Below are 23011 nucleotides of genomic sequence, written 5' to 3'. Positions count from 1 at the left end.
GACCGTCTATTAAATTATAAAAAGAGTGTGGTTTAACCCACTTAACTGCAAAATGGTTAACCAGACACTTGTATTGAACGAATAAAAAACTCAGAGAATAGCTTTAGTGGCACTGCACTTTGTTCAAGTTTAGCTCTCATTACCGCGCCTTCCCAACCATTCCAAAACGTGTAGGCTAGCTCGTCGCAGTTTGTTTCTCTGGCAATATGTCCAAGCAGCTTTGCTTGTTCAAAACACTCAGCGACCAGCGCTTGCCACTCATTAAGCACATCGTCTAATTTATCTCTGAACGACTCTGGTAACTGCGCAACTTCTTGGCTTAGATTACCAACTAAGCAACCTCGCGAATAGCTGTACTTTCTCATCGACACCTCAGCTTGATCCATAAACAACGCAAGTCGCGCTAACGGATCAAGATATTCGACCGATAATGCTTTCACTAACTTTGCTTTTAAAAAAGAGGAATAGTTTTCAATCAGCACTAAACCATACGCTTCTTTACTTGAAAAGTAGTGGTAAAACGACCCTTTTGGTACATTCACCGAGCGTAAAATGGCATCAATACCGGTCGCAGCAAACCCTTTTTCTGTGAGAATTTCCATTCCAGTTCGGATCAATGCAGCCTTGGTTTCACTAAAACCTGTTTGCTCTTTTTTTGGTCGGCCTTTACGCCGCTTTACAGTATGCTCACTCATAGTGATAAATATTAGACCGGTCGTCTACAAATGTAAATAGCGCTCACCTTCTCTTACTACCTTTTGATTTACTGCAGCCAACTGCTCTGTGTTTTCTACATTTTTCATCAATATATGCTTCCTATAAATAAAATACCCATCCCCCCTTGCACTCTCCACTTTTCTCGATAAGATAAACAATGAATTTAACACAAGGAAACAAGTATGAAACTTAAATTAAACAAAAAGGCAATTAAGTCCCTTTCAAAAGATTTACAAGACCTACCAATGGCGCAAACCCCAAATATTGCAGGTGCTGGCAATCCACCTTTATACCCAGAAAGCAAGTTCGATCAAGGCTGTCCTTGGTTTACACACTTTCAGGTGCGAACTTGTCCAAATCCGTATTAATGCGCCATTGTGGGTAAGTACTCTTACCCACTAAACTTGTTATAACACCTTTACCATAAAATACTTACAGCCATCTTTAGGGTAATGTTCTTGGATCCATTGGGTCTCATAGCCATGCTTTTCATAAAATGGCATTGCCTGAAAATTTAAGGTATCGAGTAAGCATTTCACGCACCCTCTTTGTTTGGCTGCCGCTTCTAGGCTTTCTAGTATCTGTGAGCCGATATTTTGACCCCTTAGTGTCTCAGAAACCCACAAAGTATCAAGCAACAACCAGTTGCCAAAAGTACGCGCGGCTGCACCTGCAACAACCTCTCCAGGCTCACCCTTTACTTCAACCGCCAATGGAAGACGCTCTGTGACCTCCCAATTAGCCCAGTTAAACTCGCTAATTTTACTACTTAAAAAATCGACAAATTGTTGCTCAGGATTTTCTACCACGGATATTTTCACTACTGCGCTCCGGTTGATATCGTTGAACTAAGGTAATTGTTGTTCGCTTTAGTATTGTCACCTATCATAGCGAATAAAGTACCTATAAAGGAATCATCTATGATGAAATCAAAATCTAGCATTGGAAGCTCAATTATATCTATTATCGTGATTGGCATTGTGTTACTTTTTTCCATCACATCTTGCACTAACCCCAGCACACCCGCAGGACATGAAGGCTATGTTTTTGAGCAACCGAGATTTTTTGGTTCTGGTGGTTACCAAGGTAGCTTAGTAGGTCCGAGCAACTATGGTTTTTCCCCGCTTAGAAACCAAGTCGTCAATATCGATATGCGTCCAAACACGTATACAGAACGCTTTGAGATCTTAGCCAAAGATGACTTGAATATCAGTTTTGATTTTCATGCCGTTATTGCAATTAAACCAGGTACAGTAAAAGATGTCGTCGAAAATTATGGTGCAGAGAACTGGTATCAGCGTTTTGTTCGCGAAACTTTCAGAACCTATGTTCGCGACGAAGTCCAACAATACGACAGCGGCGCATTAAAAAGCAAACGCGAACAAATTGCTGAAATCGTCACAAAACGTTTAAAAGGCTACCTACAGTTAGTGCCATTTGATATCAAGCAAGTGGTGATCGGTAACATTAATTATCCAGATATCGTAGCCAATGCTGTAGAAAAGAAACTTGCTGCGCAACAGCTGCTAGCAGAAAAAGAAACTCAAAAGGCCATTGCGAAAAAAGATGCGGAAATTCGGATTGAAGAAGCAAAAGGTATCGCTGAAGCGCAAAAGATCATCAACGCCACACTTACTGCAAACTACTTACAACATGAAGCGATAAATGCGCAGCTAAAAATGGCAGAATCTCCTAACCATACAACGGTTTATATTCCGGTTGGCACCAACGGCATTCCACTGGTTAAAGAGAGTCGATAACAAAGTACCAATAATTCGTTTGAGTTGGGAGTAACAATAGCGAGAAGGTCAGTTGTTGCTCTCAACCAGAGTTATTGAGTAAACTCTTTTTCTGTCGCATTTACCAGCTGTTGAAATGCGCGAGTACTGCCAAGTAGCTCTCGCTTTACCTTGTTCCACTGTGCATTGTGATGACCAAACTTTAATTGCCATTCGCGCTTTTCGTCCACACTTAAAGGGTGCAGCTTTGCGCCCAAGGCCATGAGCTCGCGCTCACAGCGTTTTTGCAGTTGCTCAATCTGGGCAATATGAGTATGAAATGTTTGCTTACTCGCGTCCTCGATTTCCCCTTTTAAGCGCAGTGGCAAACTATCTAACCAATGCTGATTTGCGACGGTCACCCAAGCATCGGGGACACTTTCGAGTAAAGCTACCTGCCCTATCTCGTTTTTAAGCAGATCAGGACCTGCGAACAAACCAATAACGCTAGGGTCAATAACCTCTATATGTTTTGTTCTTGCCATTTTGGCCACTTGCGCCCAAGGCACATCAATAACATTTGCCGACGTCATACTGTAAAAATGACTCAAAACCCTAGAAGCAGGTACTCTTAGCACCACTCCTTTGAGTTTTTCAGGCAAGTTAATTAAGCGGTTGAACTGTTTTGTGCTTGTTAATGTGCGACCCCCAACGAGATGATGCATTAAGATATTCAGTTTTCCTTGTTCACTAATAGGCTTAATAACAAGTGACTGCCATTGTGGCGAACAAATTAGATTGAGAAACGCGCGATTTGAGCTCGCCCAAAATGGGATATTAAGGATATCTAGCACAGGTAACGCCCGAGACAGATTTGACACAGAGATAAGTGCGGCCTCCACATGTCCACGAGTCACTGCCGCCATTAACTCGCGGCCACTTCCAAGCGCGCCACTATGGTGAACATCAACATAGATTTTACCGCGAGTCATAGACTCAACATTCTTCTTAAACACTTGATGCATGTGCGGGATAAAGTCACTTTGATCCGCAGGGTATGGGGAAGCTAATCTTAAAATATGGAGGGCAGCACTGCGCTTAGCCATTTCTTGTTCTCGTTCATCTTCTGAGAGTAAATTTAGTGCAAGTACTTGGCTAACCGGAAATGAAGCACTCAAACATGCCGCTAGTGAAGCTTCAAGAAATTGACGTCTACTCTTGGACATGGCAGTACAACCTAAATTCCATACCTCAATTAAAGATAGCTGTTTGCTTTGCTGTTTCAACCTATAGTTACATAGCTTTAGCCGCACCTATCACAAAATTCATGCTCCTCTTGCAATTGCTAACAGCGCCAGTCTATCTTCTAATTTATGGAGAATGGAGCCTTATCTATGCGTATGCCTCTTTGCTTTTTTGCTGTTCATTGTGCTCTGAGCTTCAGTGTGCTGGGATGTGAATTAGCTGTTGTAGCAAAAACGATTGCCGTCATCCCTTCTGTTTCAAAACCTGATTGCTATTTTTCACAGGATAAAAATGCAAACCTGCGCCCAGTGCGACAATATGTAGAACCTCTAACGCCAAACTATCCAGATGCTGCAATACCTCTCAATTTCGATAAGGTTCAGTCAGCCTGTAAACTGAAGAGTGACACCATCCATTGCCAGTTTGCTGACCGACAAGGCGCTTTGCCTTTAGCTAGTCAATACCAACGAGGTCGGTTAAGCTATGATCAGTGGCGCGTAGACAACCACTATTTTATTGGATGGACCTCGCACGACCCAGAAAGACCTGCCGGATTTATGGTATTATCCACCACCAAACCCGCTTATTGGTTACCAGTGGAAGATGCTTGTAAAGCAAGGCTCAGCACACGAGTCGTGACGCTTAATAGCAAAGAGAATCTCTGTCTGAATCATCAGGGTATTTGGCAGCGCAGTAACACACAGTCACTACCTGCGCCTTGTGAAAACCCATACTCTGTTGCTACCGATAAAAATGGGGTGTGGGCTTTGCAGCTAAACAATGAAAATCAAAGTTGGAATATTTGCCACTTTGATCACGCATTACAACTCGTGAAAGCATATCAATATCAACTTGATATACCGCAATCGCTAGCGCCATACAAGCTTGTACCTACGTCTTTTTCTCAGGTTACCGCCTTATTCGGCGAATATGACAATGCGCCAGCATACGCATTTGATATTAGCGCTGTTGAGCCGATGATTCTATCAGCCTTCCCAAGCTCAATACGTCGCATACAAATCCCACTTACACGAGCTAAATATCGGTTAAGCGAATGACTCAATAAAATACGTGGTGGGACTTCTTTAGCTTTAAATAGGAAATATGAACAAGATCTAAAAAACAAATAATATTCACTTTATTTACATATGTAAATAAACATGAAATGATGCCAAACTTCTTTGTTCATATTTTAATTAAAGGACTTATACTATGAAAAATAAACATATCTTGCCGGTCGCGGCTTTAATACTCTCACCGTTAGTACAAGCAAATAACTCGGGTTACTATATTACTGATGTCGATGTATATAAGTATGGTGAACGTGCAACTATGGTTCCTGAGCAAAACCCAATCCCAATGTTAATTCCTGATCACGTTTTAGTTGGTATTGGTGCTCGAGCTGGAAACACAACGGTAACTACCGTCACCTTGTGGTATCGTCAAATATTAGGCAATGGTGAATTTGGTCAGATTTACAGCAAAAATTACGGCAGCAAACCAAGTCACGAGCTTGAATGTCAGTACGTAAATACATCCGACAATATCGCAATTACAGGTATGGAGTGGCGCATCAATGGTTCAGATGATATTGCAGCGCTGCGGGTGAGTTACCGAAAATTTGATAGTCAAGGAAATCTAGGCTCTGAGATATTCTACGGAACGGGAGTTAAATCAACGAACCAATCAAAAACCTGCTATGACCCAGGAAGTGGCGGTATTGAAGTTTCATATTTCCCACCAGCATCAGGTAATAACTCTGTTGTTACAGGTGTTGGCCTTGTTAATCACAATGAAAACATGGATTCAATGTGGCTATATCGCGGAAACTATGTAAACAGATAATACAGTGTAATTCTTTGCTGATTGCATAAGATCTTCACGCCACGAACAAAGTTAATCATCATAAAGCGTTCGTGGCTTATGCTAACACCATGTTTTAGCTAAAATAAAAACTAAAATACAAATCACTTCTAAATATTTTACGTTCGATAACCCTTCATCCAAAACAAAAATTTCCATTTTCACATTCTCTGCACTTTTGCCTGCCAATTTAAAAACTCGAATCACAATAAGGTTTGGAATAACGATGAACAACGCGAACTTTCTACATGCAATGGCACTTGTTACCGCTGTGGCAAGTTTACCAATAGCAGCACAACATAAGCCTCTACCACCTCCGCCTCCAGGCCAGCCACAACCAAACTCAGCACTGGATGATGAACTCTCACAAATTATGCGCGCTCGCGGTATTACTGGCAGAGTCGCAGGTGCGCAACAACTGCCGAGGATCTCAGATCCCATTGCTCAGCTCGGCATGCAGTTATTTTTTAGCAAAGCCCTTGGGGGAGAAAAATCAGTCGCCTGTGCGAGCTGTCACGATCCAAGGCTCGGTGGTGCCGATGGCCTTTCGTTGCCAATAGGTACAAACGCAGTAGAAAGTGATGTGATAGGCCCTGGTCGCCAAGCAGTCGACGATGACATCAATATTCCACGTAACTCTCCCACCATTTTTAATACCGGATTTGCCAACAACGCTTTATTTTGGGACGGCCGTGTTCAACGTGTGACGATCACTGACGACCAAGGCAATGAAAGCAGTTTTATCAGTACGCCTGATTCAGGTTTTAACCAACCAGATGTAAACGCGGCAGATTCACTAGTTGCAACCCTGTCTCGCTTTCCTGTCACCTCTCGTGAAGAAATGCGTGGAGAGGCATTCGAAAGTGCCGAAACCAATGAACAAGTCCGCTCACATTTAGCCCAGCGCATTGGCGATTACGGTGATGAAGCCGGAGGCTTGGCCACCAATGATTGGCTTCAGGCCTTTAGAGAAGCATTCAACTCGCAAGCTGACGCGCAAACCTTAATTACCTTTGATAGTATTGCCTTTGCGCTCGGCCAGTATCAAGCGTCATTTGTGATGGTGGATACCGATTGGCATCGCTATGCCCGTGGTGACCGTGGCGCACTTAGTGTTCAACAAAAACGTGGTGCTAAACTCTTTTTTACTCCTATAGCTGAAGGCGGTGCAGGATGTGTTGGGTGCCACAGTGGTGAACGTTTCACTAACGATGGTTTCTTTAACCTCGCCTTTCCACAGTATGGTATTGGCACACAAGATAATCAGGCCGATATCGGACGCGCTGCAATTGACCCCTCGCCTCGCAATCAATTTGCGTTTAGAGTCCCGAGCTTAATCAATGTTGCCCTGACTGCGCCATATGGTCACGCAGGAGCCTACGAGTCGTTAGAACAGGTGGTCAATCATTACTCAAACCCTGAGCAAACCGTCGAGCAATTTTTTCAACGTGGTGGTGCTTGTGGATTAAAGCAGTTTTCCTTAACCGCTCAGTGTGACACACTAAACCTACAAGCGAGAGAAAATAGTGAAGCGGCGTTAACGTTACTGCGCCAATCTCCCTTTGTTGCCGCCAATTTAGCGCCACAACAAAAGCAGGATCTCGTTGCGTTTTTACATGCCTTGACAGACAAGTGTGCAAAAGACCAACGGTGCGTAAGAAAGTGGATGCCAAACCGTCGCACACCAGACCCTGATAATTTACGCTTGCGTGCACAACGTTAACCGGTGGAATAACAACAACCATGAAAATGACCATTCGCGTCAAACTATTGCTGATAATTTTGATAGCCAACACCACATTGGTGCTGGCTATCTATGCCGCCAATAAATTAGCGTTTGAAAAAAGCTTTACGGCCTATCTTGAAAATACCTCTCGGGCGCAACTCAAAGAGGTGGTAACGCAAGTTGCCGAGACTTACGCACGCCATGGTTCATTGGACTGGGTGTATCGAGGCTCAGAGGATTGGGATAGCATAGTACGTAGCTTCTATGGTCTTTCTGAGGATGAGCGCCCACGAGATAGGCTACATTCTCGTCCACCACCAAGACATCGTGAAAGAGGCGAAGGAGGGCCACGAAGACGTGATGGCCCTCCACCGCGTTTGGACAATAAAAAACGCCTGCTGATCAAAGACACACAAGGCAATATTATTATGGGCACACCGAAAAGTAAGCAGACTTCGCTGTGGTTCCCAGTCTATCAAAGCGACCACTTGGCGCAGCCTAAACGCGAACAGATTATCGCCTACTTAGGTGTCGAGCAAAGTGGCTTGGTACGCAATGACTTCGACCAACTGTTTGCAGAGCAACAACGTAAACAGTTCATCATCATTGCGCTCGTCGCCCTGTTGGTTACTTTAGTGATTGCCGTGCCTTTTAGTAAATATATGGTCAACCCAATCGTTTTGTTGCGCCGCAATGCAAAAACACTGACACAAGGAAATTACGATGCTCGCGTCGATATCGCGAGTAAAGACGAACTCGGTTTGCTTGCCAGAGATATGAACCGTTTGGCAGACACATTAGCGCAGAACCAAATAGCTAGGCAGCAATGGATAGCGGATATTTCACACGAGCTACGCACGCCGATTGCTGTGATCCGCGCGGAACTTGAGGGCATGATTGATGGCATTATCGCAAGCAATCCCGAACAACTGATGTCGCTTAACGAAGAGATCCAACGATTGACTCGGCTGGTGGACGATTTACATCAACTATCGCTGTCAGACCGCGGTGCACTTACTTACAACATGGATAAAGAAAATCTTTACGACCTGCTCTCACGCACATTTGCAAAAAGTAGTCACCAAATTGAAAAGCACCATCTTGCTTATTCCTTGCAATGCGATGAGCATATTACCTTAGAATGTGACGAGCAGCGCCTTGGGCAGCTATTCGACAACTTACTACAGAACACCTTGCGTTACACAGACTCCTCAGTTGAACAGCCGGGAAATCTCGATGTAAAAGTCATACAACGACAAGATAAAACGATAATTTACTGGCAGGACAGCGCACCTTCTGTACCACAAGAACAGCTAAACAAACTCTTTGATAGGCTCTATCGAGTAGAGGAAGCGCGGAGTAGAAAAACGGGTGGCTCTGGCCTTGGTTTAGCCATTTGCCAAAGTATTGTTGCTGCCCACAACGGAAAAATCACTGCGGACTTGAGCGAACTGGGTGGTCTCGCTATTATTATTGAACTGAAAAGATAATGAGTTTCTCCCGTGCCAAACAAACATATTTTAATCGTCGAAGATGAACCAAAACTTGCCGATATTTTAAGTAAGTATTTGGCTCAAGCCGAGTATACCAGCCATTGTGTTCACGATGGCGCTTTGGCTGAAGAGGCTTTTAAACAACAGCAACCTGCCCTTATCTTACTCGACCTCATGCTGCCTAATCTTGACGGTATCGAAATTTGCAAGCGGATCAGAGCTTATTCAAACGTGCCAATTGTCATGATCACTGCCAAAGTAGAAGAAATCGATCGTCTTCTTGGTCTTGAAGTGGGTGCTGATGATTACGTGTGCAAACCCTATAGTCCAAAAGAAGTCGTCGCAAGAGTGAAGGCGATTTTAAGACGCGTGACGCTAAACGAGCGCGGCACAGTGTCAGAAACAGAGAGCAAACTTAAACTAGACGAAGAGAGCTTGTTTGTCTCCTTCCTCGACGCGAGAGCGACGTTCACTTATGTCGAGTTTATGCTCTTAAAGGCAATGTACGGACACCCGTGCCGAATTTATAGCCGCGACTTATTGATGGATCACATCTACGATGACAGCCACATTGTTAGCGACAGAACCATAGATAGCCATATTAAAAATATTCGTAAAAAGCTGCAAAGCATCGCGCCTAAATACGACTTTATCCACTCTATTTACGGAGCGGGATATAAGTTTGAGGCGCAGGAACGTAATTCCTAGTCTCTAACCTACAATGAGAGTTGGGTTACACACTAATCCAACTCTCACCTAAGGCTTAATTCACCGCTACACCCCATTCCCTTTTATTGGTAAACTCCAAAAAATAACTAATAATTATAAAAAGGAATGGGCATGAAAAGGCTTGCTTTGGCAGTCATAATCACATTAACAGGCTGCAGTAATAGTAATGTTGTAGAGCGAATAAAATCTGAGTCTTCCGTGGTAAAACATAGCTCTGTAGAAGGGTATGAAGATAGATATTCCAACATCTACAATAAGTTTAAAGATTATCCCGTAACCTGCGAAGAAAACTGCTATCCAGTCACCCAACAAATTCAATGTCAGTCCGAGATGCAAGATTGTACTTACGTTGGCAACAACCCCACTCTCTCGCTCAATACCGGCTTTGCTATCCAGTGGCTCGGACATGCGAGTTTTAAAGTCAACACCAAAGATGGGCAACAGTTTTTGTTTGACCCCGTCACGGCTCAATTTGACTGGCCTGTAAACTGGGCATTTCGCCTCTCAGAAGGGTTTAATCGCAAGCAACCTGCACAGCTCAGTCAAACAGAGTTACAACAAACCAATGCCGTAATGTACTCCCATATTCATTACGATCATTTTAACAAGAACGATATCGAAGCGATTGGTACTAGGCCTAATTATCTTACTCCACTAGGATTTGCTGAGCACTTTCCTGAAGATGGATACAAGGTTTCTGAAATGGAGTGGTATTCAAGCAAACAACTTGGTGAAGTAACCGCACACTTTGTGCCTGCAAATCACTTTAGCAGCCGTATTTGGGTGCCGTTTTTATACGAAGATCATGGCGCTGCACTATGGGGTGGCTGGATATTAGAACACCAAGGCAAGACTCTATTTTTTGCTGGAGATACGGGATATTCACCACATTTCAAAGATATTCAAGAAAAATATGGTGATATTGATGTGTGCCTACTTCCAATTGCCTCATACTACAGCGAAGAACATCCTGATTGGTATCGTAAAGTACACACCACACCAGAAGATGCACTGACTGCCGCAAAAGAGCTCGGTTGTAAGGTTATGGTGCCGTGGGGCTATGGCAATGCTAGTTGGAAAATGGGAGATAAAACCTCACATTCAGCGCTTTTCCGCTTACTGCATATGCAACAAGTGCTAAAAGCCAAAACGCCACTGTATATTTTAAATGAAGGCGAAAAAGTCCATCTCTAATCCAAAAAGGCACCATAGTCAGATTACATAAAAATAACATTAAACTATAATTCTAAGTTGTCGATAAAAGATCGTTACCTATACGTAGATAAGGAAATATATGAAGATTATAAATCAACCAAGAGAAACGTTGGTAAACAGTCTATCAACTGTAAGCTCAGATACAGTTGCTCAGACTAAAGTCGAGAGATCCGGAGACGCACTGAAAAATGATACATTTTCTCAAACAGCTAAGCATGTGACCCCACCAGTTTATGAGCGACCAATAACGATAGGTGTATCAAAAGAGGTCGAGCAAACGATAAAAAGTGCAAGCGTTATGACTGGTGAAGCAATCGCCGAGCTTTATCTGGGTGGCAGCATGTTTAAATCGGCGGACAGCATGTCTAAAGAATATGACAAAACACTCTCGGATATTGCCACTGAACGACCTGAACTGACTGAAAATGAGTGGGGGTTTTCAGTCAACGAACAGGGCGAATTGAAGGTGACAGGTAATATCTCGGCTGAAGATATTACTTATTTAGAAGGAAAGCTCAATAGCAATAAGGCACTAGTCAACCTTGCAAATGAAGTAAAAGCCAACTTCTTACAATATACGCAGATGGAACGAGACGATAATGGCGGCACCAGTAAACTCTGGGGAAAGTATGATGTTACTAGCGAAAATTTCGCAGATATAATCGACTTCAAAGCACTGATGGATGGTCCTAGAGAAACACAACAAACGACTCTAGCATTAGGAAGACAATTGACTGGGCATGGGTTTATTCAAAATATTGCTGAGCAGCTGGGACAAAATGCAACGGTTAGGTATTCTTAATCTTTAATCAAGAGGCTCTAATATCCGTTAAAGCCTCTAATATACCTTTGGTCTATGAAGGCGTACTGGAAACTAACCTTTGGTAACATATATGTGCGAAATGTACCCATGGAAAGTTATCACCGCCAACACCTATCAAATCCACTTCTTCATCATCATTTAAGTCAACATTGGTAGGTATCTCGATTCGCCATGCACCTCGTTCAAATTGCGACTCCCAAGTATTTTTATAGCCCATACTATAGTCGACATGCCTAACTCGCGCTTCGTTTTCATCGCAGAGATTCAGATCAACTAGCCCGGAAATTATACCATCCGAATTAGAGGTTTGCTGATAACCTACCATACTGTCAACTGGGTTGTACCAATCCTTTACAAACTTCAATGTAGCCGTAGCTCCCTGAACCGGTGCTCCTGTAGAATCTTGAAGCACTAATGACCAATTCAGTTTGTGATAAGCTTGAGTTGTGAGGTATGGGTTACTAAATGCGGAATAAGGGATGCGAATTACACCATTTTCCCCAGAAACAACGTGATTGCTAAATGAGGTGATGATAGAAGCAACTTGCAAACTGTAGGTGTTACTCGGGTTAGCCGAAATAGCTGTGTTAGCCCTAACCCTGATGTTGATTGGTTGATTTTCCTGCAGACCTGTAACTGGGATATATTTACCTTTATCTATTGGCATCCACCCATTATTGTAAATCTCGAAAATATATTCATTAATGTTTGTACTTTCAAGCTTCAAAGAAAGATCTTGTCCTCGAACAGCTGTAAACTGAAAATAATCTATGTCCGTAATACTATCCATGTTCCCGACAATATTATTTTGTCTATCAGGTAAAATCGTTGATGAAGCGACTGTATCATTGAATTCATTTGCATCAAGCTCAGTCGCAACTGCAGCACCGAAGTTAAATGGTGTACCATCTGATTCCACAACTTCGATATACCAGTAATAATGCCCAGGTTCCGTCAATATAACAACTGATTCATCCTGATTTCCGGGATTTTTCGAAGAACCCAGTAACGTATATGTATCGTCATTGTTATGGCGTAGAATAGAAAGATCTACATTAGTAGCACCAACTTGATCCACTAAAATAGCAGTGGTCTTACTTCGTTCCGTAATTTCAAAATGGTAGCAATTTATATTCCCAGCCTGAGAATTTGTTAACGTATATAGGTTTCCAGTATGTAATGTTGGACATGCTGGTGTTATTTGCGCCACACTCTCTTTAATCGCAAATGATACTTTCTGAAGCGGCTTAACGTTTGATGGATTTGTAAATAGAGTTCGCATTCTTTCATCTACATTAAACTGTCCAATCTCTCCCATTGATGGGAGTTCATGCGCAGCAGCGACACAATTAAAACCCACACCAAAAGCCAAGAGACCAACTAGATGATATGATAATTTCATTTAACTTTCCTTTTAAATATAAGATTACATAAAATAAACAAAAGAACAGGTAATTACAATTTAATTACACTCATTTTATCTAATATTTTATGGTAATATTTAAGCGCACAATATCAGGAGGCACCATACCCGAGTGAGCAGAGCCAAACTAAGTCAAGACGAAAGCTTATCTTTTAAAATCAACTATCAACTCCTTCCCAAAGAGACAAACCAACTCGACCTGTATTTTTCAATCCCAACCGATATGGGGATTAATACCAACACATTGAACGAAGTAGACTACTTTAATGCCAATATAAAAAGTCACAGTGCATATTACTCGGAGCAGCTTCATCTCCCCTTGGTACGTAGCCGCTTTATCAGCCAAAGCAAAGGTCAAAAAACCGATTACCGCGTTAATCTAAACCTATTTTGCTACCAGATCCGCATTGCGCTAGATGCCGATGTAAAACAGACATTGAAGCTAAAAGAGGCTGATGAGTTTTATCCAGCCGCACAATTATTAGTGGAAGAAACCGAACGCCTATTGAAAAAACTCAGGCGTTACACGCCACCAGACAATAAGCTTAAGCCTTACTATCAAAACGCAGATAACTACCTCAGTTGGCATACTGAGCAAGCGTTTTTAAAACTCATCGCTAGCGGGCCTAAGTCAAGCGACTTTAGTCATGAGCGAAGCTGTATTGTTAGTTTCTGTCAACGAGAGAGCCAATACCGCGAGGAGCAGAGCTACAACTCGCAAGTCACGTTGGATGACCCAAACCGCATTACCAATAAAATGAAGTTGCTTGAAAGACTCATTGAATATGGTGTTGTTTTTAACAAACAAACCATCGACTTAAGTACCAACCTAAAGCGTTTAGTTCGCGGAGTGGTTACTGGTATTATCATGGCCTTTGTGATGTTTATTGTGCTCAACGCCCGCTCTAACTTTCAAGAAGTCACCGTCGCCCTTATTGCTTTGCTTGGCGTAATTTATGGCCTTAGAGAAACGTTCAAAGAAGACTTAACCCAGTGGGCATGGCGTCATATTCAACGCGGCCGGCCAAAGTGGCGCAACAAGTTTAAAAATTCAGTAACGGACGCCATCGTTTGTACACAAACGATATGGCTGGAACATATTCGCAAAAAAGACCTACCAGAAGACGTTGATAAGCTGCTAAAAAAACGTCGACAGCAAAATAAACAAGCTGCGCATCTACTGCATTTTTGCTGTAAAAACCAAGTACATATTGATGAGTTTTTACCCGGTTACGAAGAAGTACAGCAACGTATCACCTTTAACATGAGTTCGTTTGTACGCTATCTAAAAAAAGGCGCAGGAAAGCTTTATAGCCTTGAAGGGAAAAAGGTCTCGAAAAAGTCAGTTGAACGTCGCTATCAAATCAACTTGGTAATGCGGTTTAAATCTTCTCAAGGAATACAGTTAGAAAGGTATAAACTCACCATGAACCGCTCTGAAATCGTCGCCATAGAGCTTATGGCAAGCGATTCCGTCTATATTGAAAACGACGCTTAAGCACTGACGCAGCTTCGTATAACCACCGACAAAACGGGTTGGAAGCAGGTTTATCCTGCACTCCAATCCCAAATCCAGCCATGCGGCTACTCAAAAGATATTAATGTGCTTTCTTTGGTCCGTAACGAACCATGTCTTTGCCGTTTTCGAACACGTCTTGAGATACCCAACGACCCAACAACAATTGGTGTTTATCATCCAAAATCGCAATAAATGGTCTACCATCGCTGTTGTTCGTTGCCAGCGCCACACCAGCCACGTTTTGTAACCCTAAGCCACCGTTATCAATTAGCAACAAAAAAGCTTCCAGCTCATCCAAGGTTTCAATGATATCTTTATCGTTGATCATCTCTTCACTCTCACTTACTCAGTATGCCGCGTAGAATACCAGTTCTGCTGAAATGATTGAACCCAACACCAAATGGCGTTTAACCAGTTTGACCCATACTGAAATCCAAAACGAAGCGGGAATGAGCGAGCAACAAATAGCCGAGCTAAATGTAGGGTTGTCGTCGATTCCATTAGGGCGCATGTTACAAGCCACAGAAATACTAGGGCCTGTTGATCTTTCAAGTTTGTTTTTGCAGCAGTTTGATTGGTATTTATACAAGGCAGAGCCAGCGTAGCATAGTCATTCTATGTAAGTCTGGCGATAAAGACTTTGTGCTCCTGCAAAGTCACCTTACCCCACATCCTTGTGGGGCAACACAGAAGAAATGCTAATCAAGCGCTGCCCTTTGGGTTCATCTGAGTGCGCTTTGTTCATTGTTGCTCAACTTTTGCCTAGATTACTAGGCGGCAAGTCGAGCGTCGCGACCAAAACACACTCAGAAGAACAAAAATCAAACAGCAAAGGTCAACAGGCCCTAGCAAGCTTAGACTTTTTAACTGGTGAAGGGTCAACAGCAATGCGCGGCGCGCACATCACTGTTGACGGTGGTTACTGCTTGTAAAAATGTAAGGATCAGTCCGCCGTTGGTTTTACCTCTCTGGGCTGATCCTGCATTTTTTGAAACAGCCAACCAATTCCCACCAGACATAAGCCTAAACCGATAAAAGACAAGGCGCGCAGCAAGCCTTCGAGGTTTGCCATATCGACCACAAAAGCTTTTAAAATAACAATGGCTAGCCCTGCAAAACCGGCGTTAATCAGCACTTTATGCTCTATCCGCTTGGCAACAAAAATTAATACGGTTGAAATCAATAGCCAAACAATCGAATAGGTATATAACTCGGATTGCTCCATCGGCATCGACAGCACAAGGAAACCCTCATGAAATAACGCCCGAATTTCACCATTGATAAACAAGACCCCTAGCAAGGCTATCAGCCCGTATACCAACCGCTTAAATTGCGGTGGTATTAACTTAAACTGGAGCATGAAAGCGAATACGCATGCTGGTACCAACCACTGCAAAAGTAACCAATTAAACACGCCGTCTCCAATATATTGCCTGTCAAAAAACGGATTATTGGCAAACGAAATATCAAAGTGGAGCGACACGCTTCCAAGTAATAGCAAGCTCGCGGCAAGCGGATAAAGTCTGTTGCCCTTGTCGCTGAGCTGCCCTCGCCACAGATATACAGCGCCAAGCACCAGCCAATTCAAAGCAAGCAACACGGATTCTTGGAAACCGAGATTAGTAAAATCAGGGTAGTCACCAATCAAGAGATAACTTGTTTCGGTCGTAACCAGAAGCGCCACAATATGCATTGCGACGCCCATAAACCAAGTGTTCAGGGCCTTTGAAGGGTTGTATTTGGTAGCAAACCAAATGATGCCCAGCACTAGCGGATAGACCACAAGTGTCCAATGTATAGTTAAAATCGTTTCGTGCTTGTAATCTGCAAGCCAAGGCGCAAAAGTAAGACGGGTAACAACGGCAATAAGTGCAGCCTTATACAACCAATCAGGTATACGCACTTTGTACTTCCAGCTCAAATAATTCATAGACGCTACCTGTGCCGCAATCGCTAAAGTCAACGAGCTTGCCGAGAGTAACATCGTAAAACACAAACTCAGCATGGCATTCGCCAAAATAAGGTAAGTGACCTGCTGAATATTAGTATCCGTTTTCATCGCACAATACGAAGCGAAGAGCCCGATGGCCAACATCTCAACCGCCCATACAGGATATAAAATTGCTTCTGCGACTCTAGGAGAAATAGCGTAGCTTACACCGTAAAGCGCAAGTGGTGCCACGTTCAACAGCATCAAATAAGCGAGTCTTGATGGATATCGCTTAATCATCATCATGCTAAATAACATCGTGATGACCACTGCTACTTGGATAAACAAATACTTACCGGTGAAAGGAAAAAGTACGTCGCCGTAAGTGCCCACTTTGGGCATCAAGTAGAATGAGAGAAGTACAAACAATAGTAAATAAAATGGCCAACTATCCAATGCACTATGTCTATAAGCCGCGCACAAAACCACGCTAGCAAATAAGACATTAGCCCAAATAAGCGTATCGATTTGGGTTTTTATTATTAGCGCACATGCGATAAGTAACAGTGGGAGTAAAATTCCCAATTGCTCTTTTCTTGGCATTAATAGATCTTTGACCGGCAACGGACTTATCATTGAATTCGTCAGCCGCCAACCCAGTACGTCTACCAACACATATAAGTACATAGAGATAAGCGCAAAAATCAGCAGCACCCAAAAGTCGCCGCTTCCACCAACCGCAACCGCGGTGCAAAACCATAAGAAATGCCCAACAAAGCTTTGCCACCACAGCCATTTGCGCTTCACATAATCCGCAACCCAAATCGCAGAGAGTGAAACAAAGCTGATATACAGCAGTAACGCACCGATATTATTAGAACCGGTCGATACCAAAGCAGGCACGACATACGCACCAACGATGCCGATACCTGCGAGCACAGGGCCAAATCTCAGTGCCAAAGAGGTCGCAGCCAATGAAATAATGGCGAGTAAAACAAAGGCCATATTAGCCGGTATAAAATGATAGAAATCAAAAGCAACCAATGTCATGGCAAAGCCAGTGATCACGCCACCACTGGCAAGTGCTGCAGAAATGTATGGCGTATTAATTTTTAGCTTTTCTTTGTAGCGATTTACAACTTCAGCGGCAGTAACCAAGCTAACTCCAAAAAGGGCCCCCAGTATCACTCGCACACTAGGGGGAAGAAGTCCGGCTTCAATAGAGTACTTAGCTAGAAAAACGCCGCCCAAGGCTAGCACTACGGCACCTATCCAAAAAAGTCCATTCCCTTTTAATAAAGAATCTAAAGTAAAGTCAAATTCAAAGGCTGGTTTACTCTTACTAGGCTTGGCTCTTGCGATAGTCACCATACTGTCGCTTTCAGGCTGCTGAGGTTGTGTAGGATTGGCTGTTGCAATGGAGCCACCCAATGCTGTTCGTGCAGTTAATGATGTGCTATCAGCTGTTTCGTCATTCCTTTGTCCACGCACAGAAAGCTTCTTCTCTGAACGTGCTTGATCTGAGAATTCACGACCTTCAAGTGTCGAGATCCGGCGACTTTGCTGCTCTATCGTATTTTGTAACTGATGTACTTTTTTGACAAGTTGCTTAAGCCTTTGTCTATCTTGTAGAGCAAAAACAGCGCCAATAAATACAAAAAGATAAAAAATAAAAGAGATAAACTCCGTTTCCATACGATTCCTTATTTGTTTGCTAGACCCTAGCTAACCTGTATTAGAAACAGTATGAGATCAACCACACCAATAAATCAATCTCTCATGATAGGTGCCATAACTTTAGCAAGCCACATTGAAGTATGATGACTTGAAATTTTCTAACATTGGCCAAAAATGCACATGAGCCCCGTTGTCATATTACCTTCTTGTAAATAAACTAAAAAATTATATTTTAGGGACGTTGTTCTAAGGATTTTTCTATGCGTTTTTTATCACTTTTATTCGTTATTGCGGTTTCTGGCTGTAGCTATACTCAGCCGAACTTAAAGCCAAAACAATGGCGTTATGCGACCGATCCGCATGGCAGCCAAGCAATTCTGAACGGCCCGCTTGTTAATGAAGAGCAAGTTGCTATTCAGTTTAAACGCGTGCCGCGAGTCGATAAACAAAACAACTCTTGGGTAGAGCTTATTTACGACTTGCCCACTAAACAGCTCCCCTCTCAATTCAACATTGCATTGACGTATAAAAGTGATAACGCTTTGATAGTTAAGTTATCGCAGCAGGAGTATGGCGGCTCAGGTGATAAAAGCTATGCGCACTACCAATCTAAATTACCAGCATCAGATACTTGGCAAACAATCAACGTAGCTCTGAATGATTTTGCCAGACCCAACTGGACACCTGCTTGGTCAAAAGACAAAGGGGTCATACTCAAGCATGTTTCCGCACTTTACTTTGTACCAGACTTGACAGACACAGAAGGTGGCGAAGCAAGCCTTGCAATAAAGAGTCTTCGAATTGAGTAATTTAGCCAATTAAATTGATGTGCATCTACATGTGGGGTATTCCACTTTACTAAACAATCGCTGCCAATTTAAGGTTAAAGCGAATAACGTAAACGCAATGATTTGAATGTGATTTTTCAATAAAGCATAGTGTAGCCAGCTCATATAATTGTTAAATTAATAGCGCTGGCTAATCAGGGAGTCATTAAGCGTTAGATTACGCACCTAACGCAGTTAGCTTTTCTTTTAATTCTTCTTTATTGATTAGACCCATTTCGTGCTGCTTTTTGGTTTTACGAATTTCATCGAAATTGTCTAGTTTCAAACGTGCTTTAGCCAGCTTAGTATCAAACTCGTCTTGTGAGATAACATCAAGCTTTAGCGCTTTTTCTAGTTTCTCTTTTTCACCATCAAATTCTTTTTGGAAAACCGCTTTTTCCTGGATAACTATCTGATCTTTTAGTTGCTTCTCGATAGCGATAACTTCCGCTTCCAGATCGTCTTTACGCTTAATTAACGGATCGATACGCTCGATAGTGTCTTGCAATACAGCTTCAAGATTTGCACCATCGTTTTTGATTAGGTTTTCAATATATTTGCGGCCAATATCTTGGTATGCAATATTAAGTTGACCATCGATTGACGCGATATCTGATTTCAAACCTGCAAGCTTTGCATTGTCTTTCGTTGAAGACACAATATCACCGCTTAGTTTACTGGTAGATTCACCAATACTACTGCCAATAGATTGCGCTTGAGTTTTGAATTTATTTAATAGACTCATGGTTATTTTTCCTTAAATAGATTGAGATTTTCAATTTATGTAATATCTAATACGGCAGACAAACCGAAAAAATATATTTCAGATTAATTACGTAATAATTATCAAGCCCAGAGTATCTTGATTTAACTTTAAGACACTCGTTTCTTGCGCTTCGACATGATGCGTTTAGTACCACTCCACGCCATCCAACAGCCGAATAACACAGCTCCCACGACCAAAGAGTAAATAGCAAAAGAGGCGACTTTAATAATAAAAATGACGAGCAAGGTGATAAATAGCACAACAAACAGCAAAAGTTTTGGTGATTTAGCTAGTTGCTTGGCAATAAAAGAAGGTAAAAACGCACTTAATATGCGCTCCAATCTTTGAGCATTCATAACACTATAATCCTTGTGTTTAAGTGAGATTATTTTGAGACGGGCAATAGGTTATCAGCTTTATTTCTACCTGCCAAATTAATTATAGGTTAATTATCAAACTGAACAATCCCTTTTTTCAAACTAGTTACCAAATAAAACCAACCAGGAAAATTAAAATTAAAATTAAAAATTTACAACAACTTAAAGAAAGCCATCTATAAATTATGGGGTTTAAATCCTTTTCATTTAATCAACAGTCAATAGAATTGAACCACCTTACCCATGATTCAGGTTCTGATAAAATAAATTTGAACGTTTGATTACTCTTTAATGTAATTTGGATCGCTTGAGTTGTAAGAGGAAGCAGTCCTGCGCCTTTGCCAAGGCACTGTTCAACCTTAATCACATCAGCGACATCAATTTGATATGGACCTAGCCCCAGCAAGGTATTGAAAGGAGTAAAATGCAGTGTATCTGCCGTCGCCCATAATCTTCCATCAGCACGAGCGACGCCACATTGAACAGTAGCCATTGAAGAAATCGTTGCCATATCCGTCATAAATAAGCCTCATATGAATTACCGATATCCATCACTATCTTAGTAAAGTGATGTCACGTCACCAGTGATAAATCTCATATTTTGACTATGACAATTATCACTGTTCTCACCATAGCGATTCTGTAATAATCAAAAATAAAAACTTTGCGCAGAAATGATGGACTCTCCTATCCGCCATACAACAGACTGGCGTTTTTCAACACTTGCTTCTTGGTTAGGTGTCACACTTGCATGTATGTATTACCGTAACTCTCAGCTCGCATTGGTCGGCCAGCTAATCATTAGCGGTGCCATTTTGACATTGCTGTTTTTTATCATTCACAACCCAAATAAGCGAGTCCATGCGGCAGCCTGTACCTACCTAGTATTGATAGCGCTACTTATGCAGGTATCAACAACTTCATTAGTTTTTATTCATTTGGTCATGTTTTCTGCAATTTTTAGTCCGCACTTTTCATTCCCTAAAGTTCTGTCTGCCGTGTTACTTGCTATGCTGGTATACGGATTTACACACTATACAAGGTGGGAGGGTAGCGTACCTTGGATCACCTTTGCTGTTTGGCTATTTTTTTGTGCAATGAACTGGTTTGTCAGCAGACGCATAGTTGAGAGCCTCAATATGCACTACCAATCTCGGCAAAATTACAAAGAGCTTAAAGCCGCGCAACACATGATGGGAGCCATGTCAGCAGCGCAAGAAAGACTCAATATTTCCCGAGAATTGCATGATTCACTAGGCCATAAACTCACAGCACTGAGTATTAATCTTGATTTCGCAAAAAGAACAGCAAACGAAGATATGGAGCCAACCCTAGCGAGTTGCCATCAACTAAGCCAAACTTTGCTTGAGGAAGTAAGAAGTATCGTATCCACTCAGCGCCACAATAAAACACTCTTGAAACAAGCACTAGAAGCAATTTTCACGGCTACACCCAATTTGCGCTACACCTTAGAGCTAGACCGTGGTTCAGAACAAATCTCGCAAGCGCATTCACTCTGCGTGATCCGTTTTTGTCAAGAAATGGTAAGCAATACGCTCAAACATACCAAAGCAAATCATATCAATTTTGAGGTCGTAATTGACACAGCAAACCATAATCTAAAAGCTAGCGCCTTTCACAACCAAAGCGAGTCTAGCTTGCCAAAACAAGGCAATGGCTTATCTGGGCTACATGAGCGACTAGCACTACTTAACGGCTCATTCACACAAAAAATTAAAAATCAAAAGCTCATCAGCTCGATAACCATACCTGTACCCGAACTTAACCTTTTATCCGAGAATATTACATGATCAATTGCCTACTCGTGGAAGACCAAACCTTGGTGAGGTTAGGCCTAGCCAACTTGCTTAACCTTGACGAAAACATTTGTATAAAAGGGCAAGCTGAAGACGGTATACAGGCACTTGAGTTACTCGCTTCACAACAATTTGACATCATCTTACTGGATATGCGCATGCCTAATTTAGATGGACTAGGTGTACTTAATGCATTGCGCACTAACGCAATACCCACTCCAGTTTTGATTATCACTACCTTTGAAGATTGCGATGTATTGGTAAAGGCCATTAATCTTGGTGCACGGGGCTATGTACTTAAAAATATTGAACTAGAGGCATTAATCGACGCCATCCAACAAGTGATTGCAGGGAAAAAAGTGCTACAAAGCGCTTTGACAACTTACCTTCTAGATCAGCAATTAGCACCACAAGAAAAATTGACTGAAAAAGAACAAGCAGTGTTGCGCTGTTTATCTCTCGGCATGTCAAACAAAATCATCGCCAACACCTTACACAATTCCGAAGGCACCATTCGCAACCATGTCTCTCAAATACTCGCAAAACTTGAAGTTAAAGACAGAACCCAAGCGGTCATAAAGGCGATTAACCAGAGTTTGATTTAAATGAAGCTTAACCGTGACGATAGCTGGTTATTGAAAGTGAGCTCAATCCGGTTAGCGCCAAAGCTGACGGCTAGGATGGCATTAACTATCCGAAGCTAAGGTTATTTATACAAAAAAGCATAAAACGTGATACGAACTAGGTCCGCATCACGAATCAATATTACATTTCCGTACAGGCAACTTTATCCGTAGGATAGCAAGTGCCGGTAACTAAACATTTTGGACCCATGCTGCACCACTCAGTTTGCTTCACGCCACCTGCAACTTGAGGAGTCGCTTGCGCATTGAGTTCGGTATTATTAGATAGAGATTTAAGTGGTTTTTTTTGTAATTTCAATTTCATTCTTTATTTTCCTTATTGATAATTTGTACCCTTTTTACAAGAGTACCCCAAAGTATCACCTTTAGAGATAAAGAACAATAATTCAGCAAATACTAAAATTGTAAATAATTCTTTCGCTCAGTTTTAACTAAGGGCTTAGCATGCAATCTTTACATATCGGATAATTTGTTGCGTGCAATGGACTGAGCTCAACCCAGT

General features: G+C 42.2%; 25 protein-coding genes. 15 read left to right on the top strand and 10 right to left on the bottom strand.

The window, feature by feature from the left end:
• Positions 1–56: 56 nt before the first annotated feature.
• Positions 57–695, bottom strand: coding sequence for a TetR/AcrR family transcriptional regulator (locus ABMY45_RS17665; protein ID WP_349289266.1), 639 nt, complete (start codon positions 693–695; stop codon positions 57–59).
• Positions 696–899: 204 nt separating this feature from the next.
• On the opposite strand from ABMY45_RS17665, the gene ABMY45_RS17660 reads away from it, so the two are divergent.
• Positions 900–1085, top strand: a complete 186-nt coding sequence (locus ABMY45_RS17660; protein WP_010607259.1) for a hypothetical protein — start codon at positions 900–902, stop codon at positions 1083–1085.
• Between the two features lie 39 nt (positions 1086–1124).
• Here the strand turns inward: ABMY45_RS17660 and ABMY45_RS17655 are convergent, their stop codons facing one another.
• A complete protein-coding gene (locus tag ABMY45_RS17655) occupies positions 1125–1538 on the bottom strand; it encodes a GNAT family N-acetyltransferase (RefSeq protein ID WP_349289265.1) in 414 nt (137 codons plus the stop codon).
• 102 nt (positions 1539–1640) lie between these two features.
• Here ABMY45_RS17655 and ABMY45_RS17650 point away from each other — a divergent pair, with 102 nt between their 5' ends.
• A complete protein-coding gene (locus tag ABMY45_RS17650) occupies positions 1641–2477 on the top strand; it encodes an SPFH domain-containing protein (protein ID WP_349289276.1) in 837 nt (278 codons plus the stop codon).
• Positions 2478–2548: 71 nt separating this feature from the next.
• Here the strand turns inward: ABMY45_RS17650 and dctP are convergent, their stop codons facing one another.
• A complete protein-coding gene (dctP, locus tag ABMY45_RS17645; protein ID WP_227387334.1) occupies positions 2549–3661 on the bottom strand; it encodes a TRAP transporter substrate-binding protein DctP in 1113 nt (370 codons plus the stop codon).
• Positions 3662–3829: 168 nt separating this feature from the next.
• On the opposite strand from dctP, the gene ABMY45_RS17640 reads away from it, so the two are divergent.
• The 7 genes from ABMY45_RS17640 to ABMY45_RS17610 all read left to right on the top strand — a co-directional run bounded on the left by ABMY45_RS17640 (position 3830) and on the right by ABMY45_RS17610 (position 11508).
• On the top strand, positions 3830–4738 hold the full coding sequence (locus ABMY45_RS17640; protein WP_227387335.1) for a hypothetical protein: 909 nt from the start codon (positions 3830–3832) through the stop codon (positions 4736–4738).
• Between the two features lie 154 nt (positions 4739–4892).
• Entirely contained in the window at positions 4893–5525 is a 633-nt protein-coding gene (locus tag ABMY45_RS17635; protein WP_227387336.1) for a hypothetical protein, read from the top strand.
• A gap of 244 nt (positions 5526–5769) precedes the next feature.
• Positions 5770–7266, top strand: coding sequence for a cytochrome c peroxidase (locus ABMY45_RS17630; RefSeq protein WP_349289264.1), 1497 nt, complete (start codon positions 5770–5772; stop codon positions 7264–7266).
• Between the two features lie 20 nt (positions 7267–7286).
• A complete protein-coding gene (locus tag ABMY45_RS17625) occupies positions 7287–8759 on the top strand; it encodes an ATP-binding protein (RefSeq protein WP_211868191.1) in 1473 nt (490 codons plus the stop codon).
• A gap of 12 nt (positions 8760–8771) precedes the next feature.
• Positions 8772–9470 (top strand): response regulator, encoded by a 699-nt coding sequence (locus ABMY45_RS17620; RefSeq protein WP_010607267.1) that lies wholly within the window; start codon positions 8772–8774, stop codon positions 9468–9470.
• Positions 9471–9602: 132 nt separating this feature from the next.
• Positions 9603–10685 carry an MBL fold metallo-hydrolase gene (locus tag ABMY45_RS17615; RefSeq protein WP_227387338.1) on the top strand — a complete coding sequence of 361 codons (1083 nt, stop codon included), beginning with the start codon at positions 9603–9605 and terminating at the stop codon, positions 10683–10685.
• A 100-nt stretch (positions 10686–10785) separates the two neighbouring features.
• Positions 10786–11508 (top strand): hypothetical protein, encoded by a 723-nt coding sequence (locus ABMY45_RS17610; protein ID WP_102056310.1) that lies wholly within the window; start codon positions 10786–10788, stop codon positions 11506–11508.
• A 52-nt stretch (positions 11509–11560) separates the two neighbouring features.
• On the opposite strand, the gene ABMY45_RS17605 is transcribed toward ABMY45_RS17610, so the two are convergent.
• Positions 11561–12931, bottom strand: coding sequence for a hypothetical protein (locus ABMY45_RS17605; protein ID WP_130126742.1), 1371 nt, complete (start codon positions 12929–12931; stop codon positions 11561–11563).
• 133 nt (positions 12932–13064) lie between these two features.
• Here ABMY45_RS17605 and ABMY45_RS17600 point away from each other — a divergent pair, with 133 nt between their 5' ends.
• A complete protein-coding gene (locus ABMY45_RS17600) occupies positions 13065–14450 on the top strand; it encodes a hypothetical protein (RefSeq protein ID WP_102056308.1) in 1386 nt (461 codons plus the stop codon).
• Positions 14451–14550: 100 nt separating this feature from the next.
• Here the strand turns inward: ABMY45_RS17600 and ABMY45_RS17595 are convergent, their stop codons facing one another.
• The gene (locus ABMY45_RS17595; protein WP_130126743.1) at positions 14551–14799 is read right to left on the bottom strand and encodes a hypothetical protein; all 249 of its coding nucleotides are present in this window, start codon (positions 14797–14799) and stop codon (positions 14551–14553) included.
• A 52-nt stretch (positions 14800–14851) separates the two neighbouring features.
• Between ABMY45_RS17595 and ABMY45_RS17590 the strand changes: the two genes are divergently transcribed.
• Complete coding sequence (locus tag ABMY45_RS17590; RefSeq protein WP_227387340.1) at positions 14852–15076, top strand: hypothetical protein; 225 nt, start codon at positions 14852–14854, stop codon at positions 15074–15076.
• Positions 15077–15166: 90 nt separating this feature from the next.
• Complete coding sequence (locus ABMY45_RS17585; protein ID WP_248298757.1) at positions 15167–15403, top strand: hypothetical protein; 237 nt, start codon at positions 15167–15169, stop codon at positions 15401–15403.
• An 11-nt stretch (positions 15404–15414) separates the two neighbouring features.
• On the opposite strand, the gene ABMY45_RS17580 is transcribed toward ABMY45_RS17585, so the two are convergent.
• Positions 15415–18096 carry a DUF2339 domain-containing protein gene (locus ABMY45_RS17580; RefSeq protein WP_349289263.1) on the bottom strand — a complete coding sequence of 894 codons (2682 nt, stop codon included), beginning with the start codon at positions 18094–18096 and terminating at the stop codon, positions 15415–15417.
• A 242-nt stretch (positions 18097–18338) separates the two neighbouring features.
• Between ABMY45_RS17580 and ABMY45_RS17575 the strand changes: the two genes are divergently transcribed.
• Positions 18339–18887, top strand: coding sequence for a carbohydrate binding domain-containing protein (locus ABMY45_RS17575; RefSeq protein ID WP_206473643.1), 549 nt, complete (start codon positions 18339–18341; stop codon positions 18885–18887).
• 196 nt (positions 18888–19083) lie between these two features.
• Here ABMY45_RS17575 and ABMY45_RS17570 read toward each other — a convergent pair whose 3' ends face one another.
• The 3 genes from ABMY45_RS17570 to ABMY45_RS17560 all read right to left on the bottom strand — a co-directional run bounded on the left by ABMY45_RS17570 (position 19084) and on the right by ABMY45_RS17560 (position 20568).
• The gene (locus tag ABMY45_RS17570; RefSeq protein ID WP_017217868.1) at positions 19084–19650 is read right to left on the bottom strand and encodes a hypothetical protein; all 567 of its coding nucleotides are present in this window, start codon (positions 19648–19650) and stop codon (positions 19084–19086) included.
• Positions 19651–19778: 128 nt separating this feature from the next.
• Complete coding sequence (locus ABMY45_RS17565) at positions 19779–20027, bottom strand: hypothetical protein (protein WP_010370628.1); 249 nt, start codon at positions 20025–20027, stop codon at positions 19779–19781.
• Positions 20028–20259: 232 nt separating this feature from the next.
• Positions 20260–20568: a hypothetical protein gene (locus ABMY45_RS17560; RefSeq protein WP_235368635.1), complete on the bottom strand. Its 309-nt coding sequence runs from the start codon at positions 20566–20568 to the stop codon at positions 20260–20262.
• 154 nt (positions 20569–20722) lie between these two features.
• Here ABMY45_RS17560 and ABMY45_RS17555 point away from each other — a divergent pair, with 154 nt between their 5' ends.
• Both ABMY45_RS17555 and ABMY45_RS17550 read left to right on the top strand, forming a co-directional pair.
• The gene (locus ABMY45_RS17555) at positions 20723–21859 is read left to right on the top strand and encodes a histidine kinase (protein WP_349289262.1); all 1137 of its coding nucleotides are present in this window, start codon (positions 20723–20725) and stop codon (positions 21857–21859) included.
• Positions 21856–22470 (top strand): response regulator transcription factor, encoded by a 615-nt coding sequence (locus tag ABMY45_RS17550; protein WP_010607277.1) that lies wholly within the window; start codon positions 21856–21858, stop codon positions 22468–22470. The genes ABMY45_RS17555 and ABMY45_RS17550 overlap by 4 nt, the downstream gene beginning before the upstream one ends.
• 160 nt (positions 22471–22630) lie before the next feature.
• Here ABMY45_RS17550 and ABMY45_RS17545 read toward each other — a convergent pair whose 3' ends face one another.
• Positions 22631–22813, bottom strand: coding sequence for a hypothetical protein (locus tag ABMY45_RS17545; RefSeq protein WP_010607278.1), 183 nt, complete (start codon positions 22811–22813; stop codon positions 22631–22633).
• Positions 22814–23011 lie beyond the last annotated feature (198 nt).

It is taken from the genome of Pseudoalteromonas sp. XMcav11-Q, assembly GCF_040104525.1.
Lineage (GTDB): Bacteria > Pseudomonadota > Gammaproteobacteria > Enterobacterales > Alteromonadaceae > Pseudoalteromonas.
This window is presented reverse-complemented; position numbering and strand designations above follow the sequence as displayed.